At 60.9% G+C, this 22,034-nt stretch carries 15 protein-coding genes; 10 read left to right on the plus strand and 5 right to left on the minus strand.

From position 1 onward, the window contains the following. Positions 1 to 598 precede the first annotated feature (598 nt). The 4 genes from ACILSQ_RS15850 to ACILSQ_RS15865 all read right to left on the minus strand — a co-directional run bounded on the left by ACILSQ_RS15850 (position 599) and on the right by ACILSQ_RS15865 (position 6,037). A complete protein-coding gene (locus ACILSQ_RS15850) occupies positions 599 to 1,729 on the minus strand; it encodes a glycosyltransferase family 4 protein (protein ID WP_395744630.1) in 1,131 nt (376 codons plus the stop codon). Between the two features lie 765 nt (positions 1,730 to 2,494). Next, positions 2,495 to 3,337: a hypothetical protein gene (locus tag ACILSQ_RS15855; RefSeq protein ID WP_395744631.1), complete on the minus strand. Its 843-nt coding sequence runs from the start codon at positions 3,335 to 3,337 to the stop codon at positions 2,495 to 2,497. Between the two features lie 299 nt (positions 3,338 to 3,636). Next, entirely contained in the window at positions 3,637 to 5,016 is a 1,380-nt protein-coding gene (locus ACILSQ_RS15860) for a UDP-glucose 6-dehydrogenase (protein ID WP_395744632.1), read from the minus strand. Positions 5,017 to 5,041: 25 nt separating this feature from the next. Further along, the gene (locus ACILSQ_RS15865; protein WP_395744633.1) at positions 5,042 to 6,037 is read right to left on the minus strand and encodes a UDP-glucuronic acid decarboxylase family protein; all 996 of its coding nucleotides are present in this window, start codon (positions 6,035 to 6,037) and stop codon (positions 5,042 to 5,044) included. A 330-nt stretch (positions 6,038 to 6,367) separates the two neighbouring features. Between ACILSQ_RS15865 and ACILSQ_RS15870 the strand changes: the two genes are divergently transcribed. The 5 genes from ACILSQ_RS15870 (at position 6,368) to ACILSQ_RS15890 (ending at position 13,568) form a co-directional block, all read left to right on the plus strand. Then, entirely contained in the window at positions 6,368 to 7,828 is a 1,461-nt protein-coding gene (locus ACILSQ_RS15870) for an O-antigen ligase family protein (RefSeq protein WP_395744634.1), read from the plus strand. A 106-nt stretch (positions 7,829 to 7,934) separates the two neighbouring features. Further along, positions 7,935 to 9,341, plus strand: a complete 1,407-nt coding sequence (locus ACILSQ_RS15875) for an exopolysaccharide biosynthesis polyprenyl glycosylphosphotransferase (RefSeq protein ID WP_395744635.1) — start codon at positions 7,935 to 7,937, stop codon at positions 9,339 to 9,341. Positions 9,342 to 9,441: 100 nt separating this feature from the next. Then, on the plus strand, positions 9,442 to 10,068 hold the full coding sequence (locus ACILSQ_RS15880) for a DUF1294 domain-containing protein (protein ID WP_395744636.1): 627 nt from the start codon (positions 9,442 to 9,444) through the stop codon (positions 10,066 to 10,068). Between the two features lie 141 nt (positions 10,069 to 10,209). After that, positions 10,210 to 11,397, plus strand: a complete 1,188-nt coding sequence (locus tag ACILSQ_RS15885; protein ID WP_395744637.1) for a hypothetical protein — start codon at positions 10,210 to 10,212, stop codon at positions 11,395 to 11,397. Positions 11,398 to 11,402: 5 nt separating this feature from the next. Beyond that, complete coding sequence (locus tag ACILSQ_RS15890; protein WP_395744638.1) at positions 11,403 to 13,568, plus strand: hypothetical protein; 2,166 nt, start codon at positions 11,403 to 11,405, stop codon at positions 13,566 to 13,568. Between the two features lie 255 nt (positions 13,569 to 13,823). On the opposite strand, the gene uxaC is transcribed toward ACILSQ_RS15890, so the two are convergent. Then, positions 13,824 to 15,230: a glucuronate isomerase gene (gene uxaC / locus ACILSQ_RS15895; protein ID WP_395744639.1), complete on the minus strand. Its 1,407-nt coding sequence runs from the start codon at positions 15,228 to 15,230 to the stop codon at positions 13,824 to 13,826. 41 nt (positions 15,231 to 15,271) lie between these two features. On the opposite strand from uxaC, the gene ACILSQ_RS15900 reads away from it, so the two are divergent. The 5 genes from ACILSQ_RS15900 to ACILSQ_RS15920 all read left to right on the plus strand — a co-directional run bounded on the left by ACILSQ_RS15900 (position 15,272) and on the right by ACILSQ_RS15920 (position 22,020). Beyond that, positions 15,272 to 16,315: an aminopeptidase gene (locus ACILSQ_RS15900; RefSeq protein WP_395744640.1), complete on the plus strand. Its 1,044-nt coding sequence runs from the start codon at positions 15,272 to 15,274 to the stop codon at positions 16,313 to 16,315. Then, complete coding sequence (gene bla, locus ACILSQ_RS15905) at positions 16,308 to 17,180, plus strand: subclass B3 metallo-beta-lactamase (protein ID WP_395744641.1); 873 nt, start codon at positions 16,308 to 16,310, stop codon at positions 17,178 to 17,180. The genes ACILSQ_RS15900 and bla overlap by 8 nt, the downstream gene beginning before the upstream one ends. A 286-nt stretch (positions 17,181 to 17,466) precedes the next feature. Then, positions 17,467 to 18,117, plus strand: a complete 651-nt coding sequence (locus ACILSQ_RS15910) for a pentapeptide repeat-containing protein (protein WP_395744642.1) — start codon at positions 17,467 to 17,469, stop codon at positions 18,115 to 18,117. Between the two features lie 139 nt (positions 18,118 to 18,256). Further along, on the plus strand, positions 18,257 to 20,710 hold the full coding sequence (locus tag ACILSQ_RS15915) for a DUF1592 domain-containing protein (protein WP_395744643.1): 2,454 nt from the start codon (positions 18,257 to 18,259) through the stop codon (positions 20,708 to 20,710). A 29-nt stretch (positions 20,711 to 20,739) separates the two neighbouring features. Further along, on the plus strand, positions 20,740 to 22,020 hold the full coding sequence (locus tag ACILSQ_RS15920) for a DUF1552 domain-containing protein (RefSeq protein WP_395744644.1): 1,281 nt from the start codon (positions 20,740 to 20,742) through the stop codon (positions 22,018 to 22,020). The last annotated feature ends 14 nt before the right edge of the window (positions 22,021 to 22,034 follow it).

A 22,034-nucleotide genomic window follows, 5' to 3' on the forward strand; every position in this document is an offset into this window, starting at 1 on the left:
TGCGGGTATTGAACTGCGCGCTGTGCTGACGGCTCTTTTGCGTTCCGCAGCGGGTGTGTTTGCGGCATGCCAGGCAAGGTGAGAACGGTGGTGTGTTTGCGACCTGCTGCGGGCTCGGAGGCCCGCGCTCCGGGGTGCTGTGAGGCGCGGGGGTGATGGGGGTTTTCAGACATGAGTGGAGGTTGGGAGGGTCATCTCCCAGCTTTTGCGATGAGCTGCGGGTATTGAACTGCGCGCTGTGCTGACGGCTCTTTTGCGTTCCGCAGCGGCTGTGTTTGCGGCATGCCAGGCAAGGTGAGAACGGTGGTGTGTTTGCGACCTGCTGCGGGCTCGGAGGCCCGCGCTCCGGGGTGCTGTGAGGCGCGGAGGTGATGGGGGTTTTCAGACATGAGTGGAAGCTGGGAGGGGCATCTCCCCAACTTTTGCGATGAGCTGCGGGTATTGAACTGCGCGCTGTGCTGACGGCTCTTTTGCGTTCCTCAGCGGGTGTGTTTGCGGCATGCCAGGCAAGGTGAGAACCGTGGTGTGTTTGCGACCTGCTGCGGGCTCGGAGGCCCGCGCTCCGGGGTGCTGTGAGGCGTGGAGGTGATGGAGTTTTTCAGACATGAGTGGAAGCCGGGGTGGTCATCTCCCATGCCTTCAGGTGAGCGCCGACCATGTGGTCGGTGGTGAAATTTACGAGCTGATGGCGGAGGCCTGCGAGGCCGATGCGATGGCGGTCCTCCGGGAACATCAACAGCCGCAGCAGGCCATGGGCGAGAGGCTGCGGCTGCTGATCAGCCCACACACCTGTGACGCCGTGATCCACGAGCTCGCGGCTGGCGGGGGCGGGGCCACAAATGACTGGTTTGCCGTAGGACCAGGCCTCCACGTAAACGATCCCGAAGGACTCGCGGGCTGAAGGCAGGCAGAAGACATCACACGCGGCATAGGCGTCGGCCTTTTCCTGTTCCGAGGGGCAGCCAAGATCGCGAACGCTCTCAGGTGAAATTTTGGCGATGCGGGCTTCGTCGGGATCTCCGGGACCGGCGAGGAGGAGGACGGCGTCCGGGCACTGGCGCATGACGAGCGGCCAGGCATCCAGCAGGACCGGGTAACCCTTGTCGGCATCCCGACGGCCGACGAAGAGGACGGAAGGGCGCATGCCGATCTCGAGCTTGGAGCGGAGACGGGCGCCGTTGCCATTGGCGGGGCACATGGGCGGGAGGCCGCAGCGGATGAGCTTTTCCGCGTCGACTCCTTGAGAGATGAGGAGGTCGCGCTCGTGATCTGACTGGCAGAAGACCGCCGAGGCCTGCTGACAGAAGCGTGCTTCGAGAGTTTCATCCTCGCTGTCCTGCGGGGGGAGGGAGGGCCAGACGGTGAAGGGCACATCGGCCTCGCGAGATTCGCGCCAGAGCGGATGAGCGGTGATGTCTTTGCCAGAGCCGACGAAGTGGAGAACATCCACGGAATCGAGAGACGATTTCCAGGAATGCTGGGGATTCATGACGCGGCTGAGAGTGTCTGCAAAGCGCAGGAGGGGGCCGCTGGCCGGACGCTGGCCGGAGGGACGGTGATGCTGCAAGCCGCTGGCGCGGTCATTGGGACGCATCGGCAGGTTTTGGACGGTGAGGGACTGACCGTGGATGCGGCTGAAGCTTTTGAGGCCGGAGGTGAGCTCGCGCTGGTAGGCGGCGAGGCCGCCGATGACGGCGGAGTGAATGGGGGAGGCGATGACGACTTTCATGTCGGTGCCGGGGGAGAGGGGCTGGGGCGAATCACGCCGCCAGGTGAAGGGCGGGCATCGTGCGTGAAGGGCGGGCTGGGCGGCAGGCGTGTGGCGGAGCGTAAGGGGGACGCTGCTGGTGGATGCTGGGTGTGGCGGGGTGCTCGGTTTGCTTCCGGATTTGGATGCAGCAACCCAGGGTCGCCTCGCTTAGGCTCGGCTGACCCTGGGCTGTATTACGCAGCCCCTTCAGGGCTGGTGCGGGAGCGAGAGCGGTGTGGTGCGCGAAGGGGACCGAAGGGTTCGCGACGCGATGTGACGGGAATGGTGAAGCGGGGAGCAATGCCTGGGCTGGGCGGCAGGCGTGTGGCGGAGCGTAAGGGGGACGCTGCTGGTGGATGCTGGGTGTGGCGGGGTGCCCGGTTTGCTTCCGGATTTGGATGCGGCAACCCAGGGTCGCCTCGCTTAGGCTCGGCTGACCCTGGGCTATATTACGCAGCCCCGTTGGGGCTGGTGTGGGAGCGAGAGCGGCGGTCGCGAAGGAGAGCGAAGGGTTTACCACGCGATGCAAATGGAATGGTGAAAGCGTGATCAAGGTGCTTCGAGCGGATGTCGAGAATTCAGTCTGATCCCGTGGTGGAGCAGTGACCGGACTGGCTGTAGCGGGCGCTTGCGTTTTACTTTCAGGCAGTCTGCAGCGCATCTTCCGTGCCACTGGGGCTGCTGCGCTCGCCGATACGAAGGACATGCTTTTCTGTGAAACGGGCCAGCCAAGCTCCAATCGTCTCAGGCGGGCAGCGGCATGGCGGTGCGGAGGCGCTGGATCTGGCCGAGGTGCATGCGGAGGGGCTCCCAGTGGAACATGGCGTCTCCGGGGCGGAGGAAGCGGCCTTTGAGAAGATCGTGGCGGACGAAGAAGGCATCAGTGCCGGAGAGCTCGCAGCCGACGAGGGAGTAGCCGCCAGTCTCGGCAGCGGCGCTGATGGTGCCGAGCGTGGCGCCAAAGAGGGTGGAGCCGTCCCAGACGGCCTTGGCGTCATAAGGAGCGGCCCAGTCGAGATCGGCGGGAAGCATGCCATTGTAGGCGACGCAGAACACGCGGGGGCGGAAGGCCAGGAGCTCGGTGAAGACGTGGTGAGTGTTGTAGTCGATGCTGATGCTGATGAGATCGAGATCTTCGGCGAAGCCGCGGGTGGAGAGCAGGGTGCGGGCATTGTCACGGCCCACCAGCTTGCGGCTGATCTTGAGCTTGCCCTCGCGAACGAGGACCTGAAGGTTTGCGGAGAGCAGTTCGTCCTTGGGCAGGGCGGCATCGAGCCAGAGGCCGCGCCAGCCTTTGAGGAGGAGGAGATTGCTGTTGTTCTGCGCGGGGGCGGTGCCGATCTCGACGAAGCGGCCGCCGCCAGCGCCGATGCGGCGGAAGATCTCGGCGAGGATGCCGTCCTGGCCGTCGTGCGAGAAGATTTTCTGGCGGAAGGGCATCAGGGCCTGGGGAAGCTGGTACTTTGGGTTTTGCAGGAGCTGGAGCTCGAGCAGTTCCGAGAGCAGGCTGGCGGAGCGGGCGGTGGAGGCGCCGGAGATGTCGATGTTGGCCTTAACCTGGCCGATCTTGGAGAGGACTTGGTTCATGCCGGAGGGAATGATGAAACCAGAAGGAGGAATGACGAAGGCGGCCTTCTACGAGGCGGGGGGGCATTCGTCACTGGCCGCGAGAGAGGAGGCGGGCCGGAGCCGGCTGAAGCCGGTACTGCAATGCGAAGAGGCGGAGGGCGGAAGTAGTGCGGGCGGGATTGCCCGCACTACTTCGGGACTGCGAACGAGTTCTCTGGGTCCTTTGGTTCAGCAGCGCGTGAGCGGAGTAGAAGGATCGAGGACGAGTTCGAGTAGGAGGACGAGGACGAGGACGAGGACGATTCAGAGCGCTCTCTTTACGAGATCGCTTCGTGGGGCAGGGGCTTGCCGATGCTGTAGACTTTGAAGCCGATCTGGCGGAGCTTCGCGTGGTCCAGGAGGCTGCGGCCGTCGAAGATCCAGGCGGGCTTGACCATGGACTTGTAGATGGCCTCGAAGTCGAGCTTGCGGAATTCATCCCACTCGGTGAGGACGAGGAGGGCGTGAGCGCCGGCGGCGGCCTGTTCGGCGCTGGCGGCGAACTCGACGCTGGGACTGCTGCTTTCGATCTCGAGGTCCTTGCAGATCTGCGCGGAGCCGACCTTGGGATCGTAGATGGAGAGGCTGGCGCGCTCTTCGAGGAGGTCCTTGCAGACGTAGATGGCGGCGGACTCGCGGGTGTCGTTGGTGTCCTTTTTGAAGGCGAAACCGAGGATGCCGATGCGCTTGCCGGTGACGGTGTTGAAGAGGGTGCGGAGGACGCGCTCTGCGAAGCGGTGCTTCTGCCAGTCGTTCATGATGATGACCTGGTCCCAGTAGGCGGCGACTTCAGGGAGGCCGAAGTGACCGCAGAGATAGACGAGATTGAGCACGTCCTTCTGGAAGCAGGAGCCGCCGAAGCCGACGGAGGATTTGAGGAACTTGGGCCCGATGCGGGAGTCCGTGCCGATGGCGCGCGCGACTTCATCCACATCCGCGCCGGTCTTTTCGCAGAGGGCGGAGATGCTGTTGATGGAGGAGATGCGCTGGGCGAGGAAGGCATTGGCGACGAGCTTGGAGAGCTCTGAGGACCAGAGATTGGTGGTGAGGATGCGCTGGCGAGGAACCCAGTTGGCATAGACGCTGACGAGGGTCTCGATGGCAGCGAGGCCGCCTTCGGTCTGCTCGCCACCGATGAGGATGCGGTCGGGGCTGGTGAGATCTGCGACGGCGGTGCCTTCGGCGAGGAACTCGGGATTGGAGAGGACCTGGTGCTGGAGGCCTTTCTCACTGGAGGCGAGGATGGTCTTGATGGCCTCGGCGGTGCGGACGGGGATGGTGCTCTTTTCGACGATGATCTTGGGGGTGTCCGCCACTTCGGCGATGGTGCGGGCGACGGACTCGATGTAGCGAAGGTCTGCGGCTCTGTGAGCGCCGACGCCAAAGGTCTTGGTGGGGGTGTTCACACTGACGAAGATGATGTCGGCATCGCGGATGCCGGCTTTGACTTCGGTGGAGAAGAAGAGGTTTTTCCCACGGGAGCCACGCACGAGATCATCGAGGCCGGGCTCATAGACGGGGAGGTCGTCGGAGTTCCAGGCGGCGATACGCTCGGCATTGAGGTCCACGACATCGACACGGATGTGGGGGCATTTGGCGGCGATCATCGCCATGGTGGGGCCGCCGACATAGCCGGCGCCGATGCAACAAATTCTCATAAGGGGTTTAGAATGGGTAAATTAGTTAGTTAAGGGTGAGTTTTTTGAGAGGGGCTTTCATGGGCCGGGGTTGTTTTGCCGCCGGGCCTGCGAGGAGCTGGGCGAAATAAGCAATGGTGCGGTCGAGACCTTCGGACAACGGGATTTTGGGCTCCCAGCCGAGGCGCTTTTTGGCCAGGGAGATGTCCGGCTGGCGCTGCTTGGGATCGTCGGCAGGGAGGGGACGGAAGACGATCTTGGACTTGCCACCGACTTTGGAGAGCACGAGCTCGGCGAGCTCGAGCATGGTGAACTCACCGGGATTGCCGATATTGACGGGGCCGGTGAAGTCGTCGGTCTCCATGAGCTTGACGAAGCCGCTGATGAGATCGTCCACATAGCAGAAGCTGCGGGTCTGCTGGCCGTCGCCGTAGATGGTGATGTCGTTGCCTTTGAGGGCCTGGACGATGAAGTTGGAGACGACGCGGCCGTCATCCGGGAGCATGCGGGGGCCGTAGGTGTTGAAGATGCGGACGACGCGGATGTCCACGCCGTTTTGACGGTGGTAGTCGAAGAAGAGGGTCTCGGCGACGCGCTTGCCCTCGTCATAGCAGGAGCGGGGGCCGATGGTATTGACGTGGCCCCAGTAGCTTTCGGGCTGGGGGTGGACTTCGGGGTCGCCGTAGATTTCCGAGGTGGAGGCCTGGAAGACGCGGGCCTGGAGGCGGCGGGCGAGGCCGAGGACATTGATGGCGCCGAGGACGGAGGTCTTGATGGTCTTGATGGCGTTGTATTGATAGTGGGGAGGGGAGGCGGGGCAGGCGAGATTGTAGATCTGGTCCACCTCCACGCGGATGGGGTCGGTGATGTCGTGGCGGATGAACTCGAAATTGGGGTGGTTGATGAGGTGGGCGATGTTCTGCTTGCGCCCGGTGAAGAGATTGTCCGCGCAGATGACTTCGTTTTCCTGCTCCAGCAGACGTTCGCAGAGGTGGGAACCGAGGAAGCCGGCGCCGCCGGTGATGAGGATGCGTTTTTTCATGGGATGGATGCGAGTATTTAGGTGTTTAGGAAGGGGGTAAATGAAACAAGGGCTTCCAGGGGGTGGCGGCGGCGGATTATGGACGGGCGGGACTGGAGATACCAGAGACAAAAGACAACTTCATAATCAATGCCGGTGTGTTGTAGCCAACTGTAAGCCAATTTAGACAAGCTGCCGCCATTGGTTGAGGCTGAGCTCTCCCCGGGCTGCTTTTGAACTTCCATAAGATTCCGCTGATATTAGAAGAACTCCACTCACTGACGGTTCAGATGTCAGTAAGGCATGTCTTAGTTTGGTTAACCTCTCCAAATCTTGACTAGAAGGGCATGCGTGGGACACACTGGGGCCATCGCCAATCTCACGACCATTCTTCGTTGCATTTCTCTCGCTGCGGTGGCGGGGTGTGTGTGTGCATTGCCAGGGGCGAACGCGAAACTGCCGTGGTCCACGCTGCCGTATATCCCGTGGATCGCGGGCGCGGCTTTTGGCTGCTGGCTGGTCGCACGGATCTTGGAGTGGAAGGCGCCGCGCGCCCCTGAAGCCGTGGTGTGGGGGCTGGCGGCGCTGATCGGCACGTATGGCTGGGTGGTGACGTGCTTTCCGAGCGCGATGGTGGAGCGTGTGAGCGGCGCGATTCTGGAGCTGGACAAGAACCCGTGGGTGGCGTTTGGGACGATCGACCAGGGATTGTCTGAGCAGGCGATGATTTCGATCTCAGTGGCGCTGATGCTGGTGGTGATGGCGCTGGATTTTGGGGCGGAGCGGCGGACGAGGTATGTTCTGGCGCTGGCGGTGACGGCGGCGGGATTTGTCACCGCAATTGCGGGGCTGTGGCTGCAAACGCCGGCGGATTTGAAGGAGCTGTGGCAGGTGAAGAATGTGCCGGACTCGGTTTTCGGGCTGTTCTGGTATCATGGGAACACGGCGGCGTTTCTGAATCTGGCGTGGCCGGCGGGGGTGTGGCTGTGCGTGCTGCTGCTGAGCCAGGCGCAGCGGACCTTTCCGCAGCAGATGGCGCTGTCTCTGCTGGTGGTGGCGGTGATGATGGAGATCGTGGCGGTGTTTGTGAATGTGTCCAAGATGGGGCATCTGCTGCTGATTGTGGAGATGCTGGTGCTAGCAGGAGCGGGGCTGGTGGTGTGGAGGCCGCGGCTGGCGGCGCTGCCTTTCAGCTACAAGAGGCTGGCGCTGTTTGTCTTCATCGGGGTGGGGCTGCTGGTGCTGGGCGCGTGGCTGAGCGGTGCGGCGACGGGGATGGGGCGGTGGAATATTTTTGCGGCGCGGCACTTTGATGATCCCGCGCGAAGGCATGCGGCGCTGATGGCGCTGCAGATCGGGTGGGAGCATGGATGGACGGGGACGGGACCGGGGACGTTTGAGTGGGTGTCCCCGCACTATGCGGCGCTGGATCCGGTGCTGCAGGAGGGGCGCTGGCGGCACGCGCATAATGATTATGCGGAGTTTTTCGCCGAGTGGGGCTGGCCGGGGACCGTTTTCTTCCTGCTTCTGCTGGCTTTGCCGGGGCGCCGCCTTCTCAATGCGGTGAAGCAGGCATTGGTGGATGACCGGCGGGCGGGGATGTCTTTCCAGCGAAGGACGGGGCTGGTCTGCTTTTCGGTGGCGATCCTTTCCGCGCTGATTCATGCGGTGGTGGATTTTCCGCTGCAGATCGATGCGAGCCGGCACCTGTTTGCGGTGATGCTGGGAGCGGTGCTGGGAATGACCCACTCCTCCGGGAGCAGCGCAGGAAGACGGGAAAAAAGGGGGGGACGTGAGGAGGGATGGAGATAAGAGGAAGGGAGCTTCCACTTGTCTGAGGGGCGTCTAAAGGATTGCTGATTGGAATGTAAGTCCTCGGATTCTGGAATTTATAGTTTGTGAGGCCGAATATTCGGTCATGCAAGACGCCCTTAACCAAAGAGTTCGCGGATGGACACCCTTTTTCGTGCTGGTGGACGGCCTGTCCGTCGCCTGCGCCTACTACTCAGCTTTTGTGCTGTCCCAATTGCTGCCGCCTGACACGGTGAACCTGGTGCTGGCGCCGCCGGCGAAGGAGGGGGTGCTGCTGGCACTGGGGATCATCGGGCTGCTGCTGCACACGCTGATCTGGTCGCGGGAAGGGCACTACATGTTTCAACTGCTGAACGGGCGGAAGCTGCGGATCTGCGCGGCGCAGGTGCTGTTTCTGGCGCTGACGATTTTCATCTACCTGGGGCTGTGGCGGAACTACGACATCTCGCGCAAGCTGCTGCTGATGTTTTTGATCACGCTGGGGCCGTGCCTGATGGCGGGGAAGATCCTGTTTATGAAGATGCTGCAGGTTTTGGGGGCCAAGATCCAGCCGAGGCTGCGCATTCTGGCGGTGTGTGACGAGGCGGGCGAGGCGTCAACGAGGGAGTGGTTTTCCAACAAGACGATGCTGGGCATCAACCTCTGCGAGGTGCTGGCGATCGAGGCGAACGCCGGGCAGGAGGCGTTTGTGGAGCACCAGCTCGAAGAGGCGCTGAAGCGCGGGCGGCCGAACCTGCTGATCTGGCGCCTGCCGACGGATGCGGCGCGCACGGAGAAGATCCGGCAGATGGCGGAGTCGTATGGCACGCACCTGGCGGTGGATTTGCAGCCGATCGTGGGGAACATGGGGGCGCTGCAGCTCATGGAGTACTCGCAGATGAAGCTGATCAGCCTGCACAAGCACCCGCTGGTGAGCCCGGCGCACCGTTTCCTGAAGCGGCTGCTGGACATCTCCATCAGCCTGCCGGTGGTGGTGCTGGTGCTGCCCTTCCTGTGCCTGGGGGTGTGGATCGTGCACCGCATTTTCTCCCCGGGGCCGCTGTTCTTCAAGCAGTCGCGCTCAGGTGCCGACGGGCAGATGTTCAAGATCTACAAGTTCCGCACGATGACGGTGAACCACGGGCGGGAGAGCGTGCAGGCGCGTGCGAATGACTCGCGCATCTTCACGGGCGGCGGGCTGATGCGGAAGCTGAGCATCGATGAAATGCCGCAGTTTTTGAATGTGCTTTTCGGCGACATGTCCGTCGTCGGGCCGCGGCCTCACATGGCGGAGCATGATGTGCTCTTTGCCATGGAGTGCAGCCAGTATGCCATGCGCCATACCGTCAAGCCCGGCGTGACCGGCCTTGCCCAGGTGCGTGGACACCGCGGCCCGGTGGACGACGCCAGCGAGATCAAGCACCGCGTGACTTCGGACATCGAGTACTGCCAGAACTGGTCGCTTTACCTGGATCTGGAGATCATTGCGCGGACGTTTCTGCACGTGTTTTCGTTCCACGCGAAGTCCTGCTGAGAAGGGAAAGAATTTTTGTAGGGGTTGTCGGGTTTGAAACAAACAGTCCAGTTGCGCAGGCGGCTGGACTGTTTTGTCATAACGAATGATGCCTTCTGAAATGCGCAGAGCTGAACACACCGCCCGGGTCATCGAATGGCATGCGGACAAGGGGTTTGGCTGGCTGCAGTTTGGCGACAAACGGTTGTTTCTGCACCGCCGTGATTTTGCGAGGTGGCACCAAACGCCGAGGGTGGGGGAGGAGATACGATTTAACTGGGGGCTGGATGCCAAGCAGCGTGCGTGCGCCCAAAATGCGGTGCAGGTGCGTGAAGTGGCCGCGGTGGGCGTTTGGGCGCTGCTGGGGCTGGCAGCGCTGCTGGTGGCGCCCGTGCATGCGTGGCGGCAGACGGGCTGGGAGATCTGGAAGCTGGCGGCCTACGTGGGCGGGGTGTCAGTGATGACTTATGCGGCGTATCGAAGCGACAAACGGAAGGCGCGAAGGGAAGCGTGGCGCACACCGGAATGGTGTCTGCATCTGCTGGAGCTCGTGGGCGGCTGGCCGGGGGCGTGGGTGGCGCAGCGGCGGCTGCGGCACAAGTGCTCGAAGGGATTTTATCAGTTTGAGTTCTGGCTGATCATCTGCCTCCACCAGTTTGTGGCGTTTGATTCGACGCAGCATTGGAAGTATTCGGAGATGTTGAAGCAGGCGCTTTTTGAGGATCACCGGACACCGCGCGCCCGATAACGGCCGTAAACTAGGGCGGCCGGCTATGATGCCTTCAGGCCGAGAGAGGCTCTCAACTTGATGAGGTTAATTTGCGCAATGATTTCATTGCACAATTAAAAGATGTGCGCAATGATTCTATTGCGCAACGATTTCATTGTCATGAAACCTCATTCTTCCACCCTTGTGATTGGCGCTCCCGCCACCGGAGACAAATACTGGCCACGCCCCGGCCTCACAGCAGACCTCCTCAGCGCCTTGGAAAATGATCATGTGATCTTCCCTGGACCACGGCGCACGGGAAAAACCAGCGTGCTGAAGGATCTGGAGTCTCGCGCTGCCGCCGGAGAGAAGGTCGTCTTGATCAATACCGAAAAGCTCGCCTCTCCCGCCGCACTCATTCAGACCATCGCCAAAGCCGTCGCTCCCGCAGGCAAGCTCAAGACCCTTGCCAAATCCGTCGGCAGCCAGGTGAAACGGATCAAGGGCATCAAGGTCCCGATGTTTGGCCTGGATTTTGACACGGCGGCAGAGGCCGACTGGCAGGCGGCGGCAGATGCCCTGCTCACCACGCTCATGGAGCAGACCAGCCGCACACTTATCATGTTGGATGAGTTTTCGGTCTTCGTGGAACTCATGGCCCGCAAGGACAAGACCCAGGCGGAGCAGCTTCTGCGCTGGTTCCGGGAATGGCGGCAGCGTCTGGTGGACACCCCAGTACGCTTCCTGCTGACGGGTTCGATCGGCATCGACTCCGTGCTGCGCAAGCTGCAACTTGGCGACACCATCAATGACTTCCGCTCTATCGAGATGTGCGTGCCCTCGGACGCCGAGGCCAAAAAATTCCTCTCACAGCGGGCGAAGGAAAATGACATTCCCTTGAAGCCGGGACATTCCGCCAAAATCATCGAACTGATCGGGCAGCCCTGGTTTTACTTCCTCAATATTTTCCTGGCTGAGATCAAGACATGGACGCGTCGCGAAGGGCGTGAGCCCAATGCTCAGGATCTGGCCACCATCTACCAGGACCGCCTTGTCGGACCTGGCAATGAGAATGTGAAGCACATGTGGGACAAGCTGGATGAAATCTTCCTCCCGGCGGAGCAACGGCTTGCCCGCGAACTGCTGCGTCACATGAGTCGCACCGCCCATGGCATGTCCCTTGCAGAGATGGAAAACGTGCATCTTCAGGTCTTCCCACCGGGCGGCAGCGCCGAGACCGCCCAGCTAGATTACGTGCTGCGCGTGCTCCGGCACGATGGCTACCTCATCCAGAGCACCATTGGAGAGCAGCGCACCCATTTCACCTCCAACCTCCTGCGGGACTACTGGTTCCGCCAGCATGCCTGATTGCCATGTCCTCACACTCTTCCATCTCCCCCATAGCCCTCGGCGCTTACAATCCCTCCCAGGTTCCCAAACCCGTGCTGCTGGCCGAGTTCACCGCACGGCGCGGCATGATGGACGACCTGCTCTCCATCATGCGCGGCAATGCTTCGGGCCACCCCTGTCAGCACTCCCTTCTCATCGGCCCGCGAGGCTATGGCAAGACGACCTCGCTGTATGCGCTGAAGTACCGCCTGGAGGATGATCCGAAGCTGATCAAGACCTGGATACCTCTGTTATTTGATGAAGAAAACTACCACATCGCCGATCTCGCGGGTTTCTGGCTGGAATGCCTTAGGCTGGCAGAGATCGCCCTGGAGCAAAAGGGCAGCGTCACGTATGCCAGCCTGCACACCAGCCGCGACCCGAAGCTGGAAGATCAAGCACGCGAGGCCTTCTTGGCCCTGCTTAGCAAGGCCCGGCGACGTGCGCTGCTCCTGGTGGACAATTTGAATGATGTGCTGGCTGCGGTGAATGACGATGAGGCGCAGCATCGCCTGCGGGCCTTCCTGCTGGAAGAGAGCCAGGTCTGCCTGGTGGGCACTGCCACCAGCTTCTTTGAGGACGTCAGCCTTTCAGACCGCCCGTTTTACAATCTGTTCCGCACCTTTCGGCTGGACAGCTTCACCGTGGAGGAAATGAAAGCCGCGCTGCGCGCCATGGCGGCTGCACGGGAGGAAACATCCAAGCACATCCACTGGCCCACGCAGGAGGGCTACTGGGTGGGGCTTCACATCCTCACGGGTGGCAATCCACGGCTTGTTAAAATCATCTACCAACTCATGGAGCGCGGTGTCACCGCCGACTTCCAGGCGCAGCTCGAGGGCCTGCTGGATGCCTACACGCCCTATTTCAAACATCGCATCGAGGCCATGTCTCCGCAGCAGCGCCGTGTTTTCGATGCCATCGCCCTGGCATGGGATTCTGTGCAGATCTCCGACATCTCTCCCGGTCTGCGCATGGAGTCCAACCAGATCAGCGCGCAGATCAAGGCATTGGTGGATGCGCAGTTGATCGCGGTCAGAGGCGGCTCGACCAAGCGCAAGCTCTACCATGTGGCCGACCGCTTCTCCAACATCTACTACTTCATGCGTTTCAGCCGCGCCGGCCGCTCACGCTTCGAATGGTTCATTCGGACGATGAAGATCATTTTAACCCCGGATCAGTATGCCGATCAGTTGGAGAGAATGCGGAAGCTGTCCGCTGATTGCGCTGACGTAGGAGACTTGAAACTACAGGTGCATCTACTGGCGAACGCCATTCTTGGCATCGAAGACGGAGATCGACGGCTGGATGAGGGGCACAAGAGTGTGAAACACCTTTTAAATGCGGAACAGGGCAAGGCATTAAAGGAGTTGCTTGCCGAACCGGCCACAAGAGAAGTGCTGGCTGGAGACTATGATGTTGCTCAATGGCTGTCGCAGCTTCCTATGGAGCAAAGGAAAGAATTGGGTTATGATCCTAAGTCATCAAATTGGTGGTGTGGCATAGCAAATTATTTGATGGGTTTAGATGATTCACCTTTTTTGGAAAAATGTGCGAGAAAGGCCATTGCTCTTGATTCAACAAATGAATCTGCCTGGGTGTACCTGTGCTTTTGGCTGTTTACAAGTCAACGATATGTTGAAGCTATCGAAGCAAGTGAGAATTTGCTCGAATTGACAAGAAGTGGGGAGGGCCTAAAACCACTTGCATTATTTTTAGCTTTTGCTGCCAAGATCGAGTTGCCAGCGAAGCAGAAAGAAGCAATGGCATGCGCAGTTCAATTGATAAATAAATACCCACACAAAGAAAATATATTGGAGCTCATTCCGAAGATTTTCGAATGGCATCCTGAGCTTTGCGGGGAAATTCTGAAAGCCTATTTTGATTCTCTTGGTATCACAGAGAAAAATAAATACATAGGCACAAGTTTTAACCAATCCATTGTACTCGAACTTATCAAGACTTCTATGGCGGTAAATGACGACGATCAAATTCAAAAAATGATCGAACATGGAGCATTTGCCGAAGCTCTAGATATTCCTCTCAATGCCATCCGCCTCCGCAAAGACGAAACCCTGAGGGCAACGCTTGCGCCAGAGCGATTGGCCTTGGTAGAGGCCTATTTGGCTGAGGTCGCAAAACGAAAATAAGACTGCAAAACGTGGAGGAAGCCGATTCAGCACATTCTGCCCAGATGGTCGCCTCCCAGAAGACTCACGCCCAATGGCCAAGACACGCAAAGCATGAAATGGCACAACGGTGCTTGGCTGAAGTCTTCTTGGCATGCACTATAGCAAATCGCAAAACTCATTTCCGGAATACTCGGCGCTGGAGAGATGGAGCTCGATTTGGATCGGTATTCCGATACCGATTCGGTGCCGACGCATCTCGGCGGAGCGAGATGGCTACTGTATTTTCAGACCCAGATACGCCTTCGCATTGGCGTAGCAGATGTTCTTGACCATGGTGCCGACGAGGGTGTCGTCGTTGGGGATGAGGCCGGATTCGATGTCGGTGCCGAGGAGGTTGCAGAGGGTGCGGCGGAAGTATTCGTGGCGGGGGAAGCTCATGAAGCTGCGGCTGTCTGTGAGCATGCCGATGAAGCGGCTGAGGAGGCCGAGATTGCTGAGGGCATTGATCTGCCATTCCATGCCTTCCTTTTGATCGACGAACCACCAGGCGGAGCCGAACTGGACTTTGCCGGGGGTGGTGCCGTCGGCGAAATTGCCGGCCATGGTGCCGAAGACGTAGTTGGCGTTGGGGTTGACGTTGTACAGGACGGTCTTGGGCAGGGCGTTTTCGGTATCGAGACGGTCGAGGAAACGGGAGAGGGTTTCTGCCTGGGGCCAGTCGCCGATGCTGTCGCAGCCGACGTCTGCGCCGATCTCGCGGGCGAGGCGGCTGTTGTTGTTACGCACGGGGCCGAGGTGGAGCTGCATGGTCCAGCCGCGGGCGGCATTGAGGCGACCGACGTGGAGCATGATGTTGCTGGCGAACTGATCCTGCTCCTGGGCGCTGGCGGCGGTGCCGGAGCGGGCTTTCTGGAAGATGCGCTCGGCTTCGGAATCGCTGACGAAGTTTGAATGGCAGAAGTTCAGGCCGTGGTCGCTGAGGCGGCCGCCGACGCTGTGGAAGAAGTCGTGGCGCTGTTTGAGGGCGTCGAGGAGGGAGGCGTAGCTTTTGACTTCGATGCCGCTGGCGGCGCCGAGTTTGTCGCACCAGGCGTTCCAGGCTTCGGGAAGGTGAACGGCGAGGGCTTTGTCGGGGCGGAAGGTGGGATAGACGCCGACTTCGAAACCGTCTGCGGCGCACTTCTGGTGGTGGGCGAGGTCGTCGATGGGATCGTCGGTGGTGCAGAGGGCCTTCACTTTCTGCGTTTTGAGGATGCCGCGGGCGCTGTTCTCGGGCCTGGCGAGGGCGGCTTCGGTCTGCTCCCAGATGGCGGGGGCGGTCTTTTCATCGAGGAGGGTGTCGATGCCGAAGTAGCGCTTCAGCTCGAGGTGGGTCCAGTGGTAGAGGGGATTGCGCAGGGTGTGGGGGACGGTCCTGGCCCAGGCGAGGAATTTGTCGCGAGGGGTGGCCTTGCCGGTGATGAACTCTTCGGGGACGCCGTTGCAGCGCATGGCGCGCCATTTGTAGTGGTCGCCTTCGAGCCAGATTTCGAAGAGGTTTTTGAACTGGCGGTTCTGGGCGATGTCCTTGGGAGGGAGGTGATTGTGGTAGTCGAGGATGGGCTCGTCCTTGGCAAAGGTGTGGTAGAGGCGGCTGGCGGCCTTGGTGGAGAGCAGAAAATCGTCGTGGATGAAGGACATTGCTGTTTGTCGGTTGGTGAGTGACGGCCTACACTGGCAGGATGATGAAAACACGCAACTGGTTCGCACTCCTGCCACTTCTCGCGTTGTGCGCATGCAGTACGGTGCAGTTTTACACGCAGGCGGTGAGCGGACAGACGGAGATCTGGCGCAAATCGCGGCCGAATGCGGAGGCGCTGGCGGACCCGAGCGTGGCCGAAAAGGTGAAGCAGCGGCTGAGGCTGATCGAGGAGCTGCGGGCCTTTGCGGCGAGCGACCTGCACCTGCCGACGAAGAGCTTTGGCAAGTACTGCGACCTGAAGCGGCCCTATGTGGTGTGGGTGGTGTATGCGGCGCCGGAGTTTTCCACGGAGAGCAAGAAGTGGTGGTACCCGCTGGTGGGGAGCCTGAAGTACCGCGGATTCTTCAATGAGAAGGATGCGAAACAGGAGGCGGACCGGCTGAAGAGGAAGGGGTATGACGTGTTCATCGGCGGGGTGGAGGCGTACTCGACGCTGGGGTATCTGGCGGACCCGATTTTGAACACCTTTCTGCACCGGAGTGACGCGGAGCTGGCGGAGCTGATCTTCCATGAGCTGACGCATGCGAAGGTGTTCATTCCAGGCGACACGGATTTCAACGAGGCCTTTGCCACCGCGAATGCGGAGGACGGGGTGCGCCGGTGGCTGCGGTCCAAAAAGGACGTGAAAGGGCTGAGGGAGTATGAGGCCAGCCTGAAAAGGAACCGGAAGGCCGTGGAACTCATGCTGCGCACGCGTGAAAAGCTGAAGGCGGTGTATGCCGCAAGCCACCCGAGCGTGGAGGAGGAAAGGCAGGCGAAGCAACGTGTCTTTGATGGAATGCTGAAGGATGCGCAGGTCGTGAGCCCGAATGCACGGATCAACATCCGGCGCTCGCCGAAGTCATGGAACAATGCCCGCATCAACACGGTGGCGACTTATTACACGATGGTGCCGGGGTTTGAGCGGCTGCTGAAGGCGGAGGGAGGGGACCTGGAGGCCTTCCACCACAAGGTTGCGTCGATGCGAAAGCTGACCAATGAAGAGCGGGTGAAGATCCTCGCACCTGCCGCCAGCCATGACTGACTCACCTTCCATCCGCACGCTGTTGTTTGTTTTCCTGCTGGGCTGCTGCGGCCTGGCATCGGCCCAGCAGCCGGTGAAATGGACGGAGCCGTTTCCGCCGCACAGGATCGCGGGGAATTTGTATTATGTGGGATCGGCGGACCTGGCCTCGTATTTGATCGCGACGCCGGAAGGGCACATTTTGATCAACAGCAGCCTGGAGGAGTCGGTGCCGCTGATCCGCGCGAGCGTGGAGAAGCTGGGATTTAAATTTGCGGACATTCGCATTCTGCTGATCAGCCATGCGCACTCCGACCACTGCGCGGGGAGCGCGGAGATCCTGAAGCAGACGGGGGCGAAGTATTATGTGATGGAGCAGGATGCGGATGCGGTGGAGAACGGCGGAGCCAGAAAGGCGCGGGTGGGGAAGGGGGACTACACGCAATTTCCTCCGGCGAAGGTGGACCGGAGGCTGAAGGACGGTGAGGAGGTGAAGCTGGGCGGCTCAGTGCTGGTGGCGCGGCTGACGGCGGGGCACACGCCGGGCTGCACGACGTGGACGATGAAGGTGGAGGACCAGGGGAAGGTGCTGAATGCGGTGATCATCGGCAGCCCGAATGTGAACCCTGGGTATGTGCTGGTGGGGAACAAAAACTACCCGGGCATCGCGACGGATTATGAGAAGACGTTTCAGACGCTGAAGGCTCTGCCGGTGGATTTGTTTCTGGGGGCGCACGGCGGGTACTATGACATGGAGGCGAAATATGCGCGGGTGGGGAAGGAGGCGGGGAATCCGTTTGTGGATCCGGCGGGGTATCTGCGGTATGTGGAGGAGCGGGAGGGGGCTTTCCGGAAGGAGCTGGAGAAGCAGCAGAAGGGGAAGTGAGGGCGGCTTCAGTGGACGCTTTAGGGCGTGCTGCAAGCGCTGTGCCGGGAGTGGCAGGAGGAGGCTGGCGCGAGAGGGAGCAAAGCCTTTTTTTGGATGCTGGAAATGCCGTTGAAGACCTGATTTCAGGTTGTCGTTGGCAGCTTTTTTTGCACAATGCCGAATCATCTGCCGCCTGCGGTGGATTAACGCCGTCAAGTCAATCTCGGAATGAGTGCCTGAAACCCATGAGGCAGCCACCTGCCACACAGGCAAAGCCTGAAGAAAAGAAATCACACTGCCTCATATGAAAACGAACACCGCTCCCGTCACTGACCGTCAGCACGTCCTGCGTGGACTGGCAAACATGATCGTCCTCACACTGCTGCTGTGTGGTGCGACCTTCTGCCGCGCGGAAGAAAAGGACTTCCATGATCAGGATTTGAAACATAAAGACTTCAGCAAAGCCGTGCTGAATGGAGCGAACTTTACCGATGCGGTGCTGGACAATGCCAACATGGCTAATGCGAGCCTTAAAAAAGCCGTCTTCAAGGACGCGAGCCTGAACTTCGTGAGCTTCTACATGGCCGACTTGTCCGGAGCTGATCTCTCAGGCGCGAGCGGCACGCTGGTGCTCTCCTACACCAACCTGTCCCAGGCGAACCTCGAAGGCACGGACACGAGCAAGCTCACGCTGAGCCTCAACGCGGTGAATCTTCGCGGTGCTAATCTGAAGAAGTGCATCATCGCTCCCGTGGGCTACGACTGTGACCTGAGCGGCGCGGATCTGCGCGGAGCCAACCTGCGCGGCGGAGCCATATCACCCACGGCAAAGCTGAAAAAGGCCATCTACGACGATGACACAGCATTTCCGGATGGCTTCGACCCGGTCGCGGCAGGATGTGTGAAAGCCGAGGCCGGAGAAAAGAAAGCTGCCTCGTCTGAGACGAAGAAATAATTCCAGGTTTCCCCCAGGCCTCATTGCGCCACGCAATCGTGGGGGCCCCCGCCTTTTGGCGCGATCGGCAAGGTGGGGCGGAAAGCTTGCGTACGTGGGAATATGGCAGCACTCTTTGGTGCTCCCTGTCGTTCCATCCATGACACGCCTTTTCGTCTTCCTCGGTCTTTCTTTCTCGGTTTCGCTCCGCGCCGCGCCGCTGCCGCCGGTGACTCCTTTTCTGGAGCAGCACTGCACGGAGTGCCATGACGGCGAGATGAAGAAGGGCGGGCTGGATCTGACGGCGCTGTCCTTCAAGCCGGAGGACCGGAAGAATTTCGATGCGTGGGTGAAGGTGTATGACCGGGTGAGCAAGGGGGAGATGCCGCCGGCGAAGAAGAAGCAGCCGGAGGCGGGTGAGGTGAAGGCTTTTGCGGATGCGCTGAAGAAGCCGCTGCGAGACCATGAAGTGGCGCAGCAGAAGGCGAACGGACGCACGGTGCTGCGGCGGCTGAACCGCACGGAGTATGAAAACACGGTGCATGACCTGCTGGGGGTGGACCTGCCGCTGAAGCATATCCTGCCAGAGGACACGCCGCTGCATGGGTTTGACACGGTGGCGGAGGGGCTGCGCTTTTCACAACTGCAGATCGAGAAGTATCTGGAGGCTGCGGATGCGGCGCTGGATGCAGCGATTGTGCTGGGGAAGAAGCCGGCGGGGATCAACCAGCGGTACAGCTACAAGAACGAGCAGGGCATCCGCAAAAACCTGGATACGCCGCCGGGGACGCTGAGTGACAAGACGAACCCGAAGAGCGGGCACCGGGTGATGTTTCGGGAGAATGAGAAGGAGGTGATCATGTTCACCACGGGGGACTACCTGGTGGGGCTGAAGCAGTGTCGGCTGCCTGGGCCGGGGATGTACCGCATCCGGCTCTCCGGCAACGCCTTTCAGAGCGAAGGCGAGCCGCTGACGGTGATGATTTACAGCAACAACTACAAGAACAAGCGGCTGCTGAGCTACTGCGAACTGCCGGCGGACAAGCCGCGGGAGTATGAGTTCACCACGATGCTGGACGGGAGCGAGCATATCGTGATCAACTGTGACCGCGTGGGGCGGGACAAGAAGGGGCAGAGCATTTACAACGTGGGCTCCGCGGAGTTCACAGGCACGGGGCTCGCGATGCAGTGGATCGAGGTGGAGGGGCCGCTTTCCAGTGAGTGGCCGCCGGTGAGCCTGAAGAAGGCGCTGGGGGATGTGCCGCTGACGGAGCTGGGCGAGAAGCAGAAAAAATTCCGCAATGGCAAGCCGCAGGGCTATGAGCTGGCGCCGACGGATGTGAAGCAGGCGGTGAGCAGCGGCCTGACGAGCTTTGCAGGGCGGGCCTTCCGCCGCCCGCTGGAGGCGGATGAGGCAGCGCCGTACATCGCGCTGGCGCAGGCGTCGCTGGATGCTGGCGGGAGCTTTGAAGATGCGATGCGGGTGGGGCTGCGCGCGATTCTGACTTCGCCGGCGTTTCTGCTGCTGGAGGAGCATCCGGGCAAGCTGAGTGATTTCGCGCTGGCCTCGCGACTTTCGTATTTCCTGACGAGCTCGATGCCGGATGAGGAGCTCATGAAGATGGCGGCGGCGGGGAAACTGAAAGAGCCCGCGGTGCTGAAGGCGCAGACGGAGCGGCTGCTGAAGGGGCCGAGGGCGGCGGCTTTTGTGACGAATTTTGTGGGGCAGTGGCTGGAGCTGCGCAACATCGACGCGACGACGCCGGACACGAAGCTCTACCCTGAGTATGACATGCTGCTGAAGCTGGGAATGGTGACGGAGACGGAGGCGTTTTTCAGCGAGCTGCTGAAGCAGAACCTGCCGGTGTCGAATTTGATCCAGAGTGATTTTGTGATGGTGAACCGCCGGCTGGCGGAGCACTACGAACTGCCAGGGGTGTCCGGCGAGCAGTTCCGCCGCGTGTCATTGCCGGCGGAAAGTCCGCGTGGCGGAGTGCTGACGCAGGCGGGGGTGCTGAAGGTGACGGCGAATGGGACGGTGACCTCTCCCGTGGTGCGCGGAGCGTGGGTGATGAAGCACCTGCTGGGAGAGCCGCCACCGCCGCCGCCGGCGAGCGTGGGGGCGATCGAGCCGGATACGCGGGGGACGACGACGATCCGCGAGCAACTGGCGAAGCACCGGGACAGCGAGTCGTGCGCGTCCTGCCACAAGAGCATCGACCCGCCGGGATTTGCGCTGGAGAGCTTTGATGTGATCGGCGGCTTCCGCGAGAACTACCGGTCCAACGAGAAGGGCGCGAATGTGAAGCGCAAGCTGAACGGCCAGAACATCTGGCAGTATAAAGAAGGCCTGCCGGTGGATGCGAGCGGTGAACTGGCGGACGGGCGCAAGTTTCAGGGCATCATGGAATTCAAGAAGCTGCTGCTGACGCAGCAGGAGCAGGTGATGCGTGCGCTGGCCTGCAACCTGGTGGTGTATGGCACGGGAGCGGGCATCCAGTTTGCGGATCGCGACGGCATCGAAGCGATTGCGAAACAGGCCGAGGCCGACGGGGCCGGGCTGCGCACGCTGGTGCATGCTGTGGTGCAGAGTCCGCTGTTTTTGAGCAAGTAACCGAATTTTTAACCCGACTTCCATCCCTCATGATCACACGCCCCGCTCTTTCCCGACGGTCTTTTCTGCAAGGTTCCGGTGTCTCGCTGGCACTGCCGTTTCTGGAGGCGATGATGCCGCGGCTTTCCAGTGCCGCGGCCGCCACGCCGCCGAAGCGGATGGTGTTTGCGTGTGCGTCGCTGGGGATTTATGGGCCGTCTTTGTTTCCGAAGGAGACGGGGCGGGGCTATACGCTGACGCCGTATCTGGAGGCGCTGAAGGAGCATCGGGAGGATTTCACGGTGCTTTCGGGGGTGTGCCATCCGGACCAGGCGGGGGCGGATGGGCATACTTCGGAGATGACGTGGCTGACTTCGGCGCGGGGGCCGGGGCTGGGGGGATTTCGCAACACGGTGTCGATCGACCAGTTTGTGGCGGAGAAGATCGGGCATGAGACGCGCTATCCTTCGCTGGCGCTGAGCACGGCGGGGCAGGGCAGCCAGAGCTACACGCGCAGCGGTGTGATGGTGCAGGCGCAGTCGAAGCCTTCGCAGGTGTTTGCGAAGCTGTTTCTGGATGGCACGCCGGGGGAGATTCAGAACCAGATGCGCAAGCTGAAGGAGGGCCGGAGCATCATGGACACGGTGATGGCGGAGGCGAAGCGGTTTGAGAAACGTGTGGGCGCGGCGGACAAGGAGAAGCTGGACGAGTACTACACGTCTGTGCGGGAGATGGAGGAGCGGATGCTGAAGTCTGAGGCGTGGGTGCAGAAGCCGAAGCCGAAGGTGGATGCGAAGCCGCCGACGGATGTGGAGAACGAGGCGGATCTCATCGCGCGGATGAAGCTGCTGTTTGAGCTGATCCCGCTGGCGCTGCAGACGGACAGCACGCGGGCGATCACGGTGCTGGTGCAGGGGCGCGGAGACGTGCCGCTGGTGAAAGGCGTGACGATGGCGCACCACAACCTTTCACATCACGGACAGGATCCGGAGAAGATCGCGCAGCTTCAGCGGATTGAGAGCGCGGAGTTTGAGGCGTTCAACGGGCTGCTGACTTCGCTGAAGGCGAAGAAGGAGACGAATGGCAGCCTGCTGGACAACACGATGGTGCTCTTCGGCAGCAATCTGGGGAACGCGAACAGCCATGACTGGCACAACCTGCCGCTGGTGTTTGCGGGCGGTGGATTTAAGCATGGGCAGCACCTGGCGTTTGATGCGAAGAACAATCAGCCGATGTGCAATCTGTTTGTGCAGATGCTGCAGCGCATGGGGATCGAGGCGGATGAGTTTGGGTCGAGCTCGGGGACGAGTTTGCCGGGGCTGGTGGTGTGAGGATGTGCTGAGTC

The organism is Prosthecobacter sp. (assembly GCF_044227185.1).
Lineage (GTDB): Bacteria > Verrucomicrobiota > Verrucomicrobiia > Verrucomicrobiales > Verrucomicrobiaceae > Prosthecobacter.

What these genes read in the sequence shown, in the direction of transcription:
- ACILSQ_RS15850 (WP_395744630.1), bottom strand. Translation starts at nt 1,729, where the DNA reads ATGAAAGTCGTCATCGCCTCCCCCATTCACTCCGCCGTCATCGGCGGC.
- ACILSQ_RS15855 (WP_395744631.1), bottom strand. Translation starts at nt 3,337, where the DNA reads ATGAACCAAGTCCTCTCCAAGATCGGCCAGGTTAAGGCCAACATCGAC.
- ACILSQ_RS15860 (WP_395744632.1), bottom strand. Translation starts at nt 5,016, where the DNA reads ATGAGAATTTGTTGCATCGGCGCCGGCTATGTCGGCGGCCCCACCATG.
- ACILSQ_RS15865 (WP_395744633.1), bottom strand. Translation starts at nt 6,037, where the DNA reads ATGAAAAAACGCATCCTCATCACCGGCGGCGCCGGCTTCCTCGGTTCC.
- ACILSQ_RS15875 (WP_395744635.1), top strand. Translation starts at nt 7,935, where the DNA reads ATGCAAGACGCCCTTAACCAAAGAGTTCGCGGATGGACACCCTTTTTC.
- ACILSQ_RS15880 (WP_395744636.1), top strand. Translation starts at nt 9,442, where the DNA reads ATGCGCAGAGCTGAACACACCGCCCGGGTCATCGAATGGCATGCGGAC.
- ACILSQ_RS15885 (WP_395744637.1), top strand. Translation starts at nt 10,210, where the DNA reads ATGAAACCTCATTCTTCCACCCTTGTGATTGGCGCTCCCGCCACCGGA.
- ACILSQ_RS15890 (WP_395744638.1), top strand. Translation starts at nt 11,403, where the DNA reads ATGTCCTCACACTCTTCCATCTCCCCCATAGCCCTCGGCGCTTACAAT.
- uxaC (WP_395744639.1), bottom strand. Translation starts at nt 15,230, where the DNA reads ATGTCCTTCATCCACGACGATTTTCTGCTCTCCACCAAGGCCGCCAGC.
- ACILSQ_RS15900 (WP_395744640.1), top strand. Translation starts at nt 15,272, where the DNA reads ATGATGAAAACACGCAACTGGTTCGCACTCCTGCCACTTCTCGCGTTG.
- bla (WP_395744641.1), top strand. Translation starts at nt 16,308, where the DNA reads ATGACTGACTCACCTTCCATCCGCACGCTGTTGTTTGTTTTCCTGCTG.
- ACILSQ_RS15910 (WP_395744642.1), top strand. Translation starts at nt 17,467, where the DNA reads ATGAAAACGAACACCGCTCCCGTCACTGACCGTCAGCACGTCCTGCGT.
- ACILSQ_RS15915 (WP_395744643.1), top strand. Translation starts at nt 18,257, where the DNA reads ATGACACGCCTTTTCGTCTTCCTCGGTCTTTCTTTCTCGGTTTCGCTC.
- ACILSQ_RS15920 (WP_395744644.1), top strand. Translation starts at nt 20,740, where the DNA reads ATGATCACACGCCCCGCTCTTTCCCGACGGTCTTTTCTGCAAGGTTCC.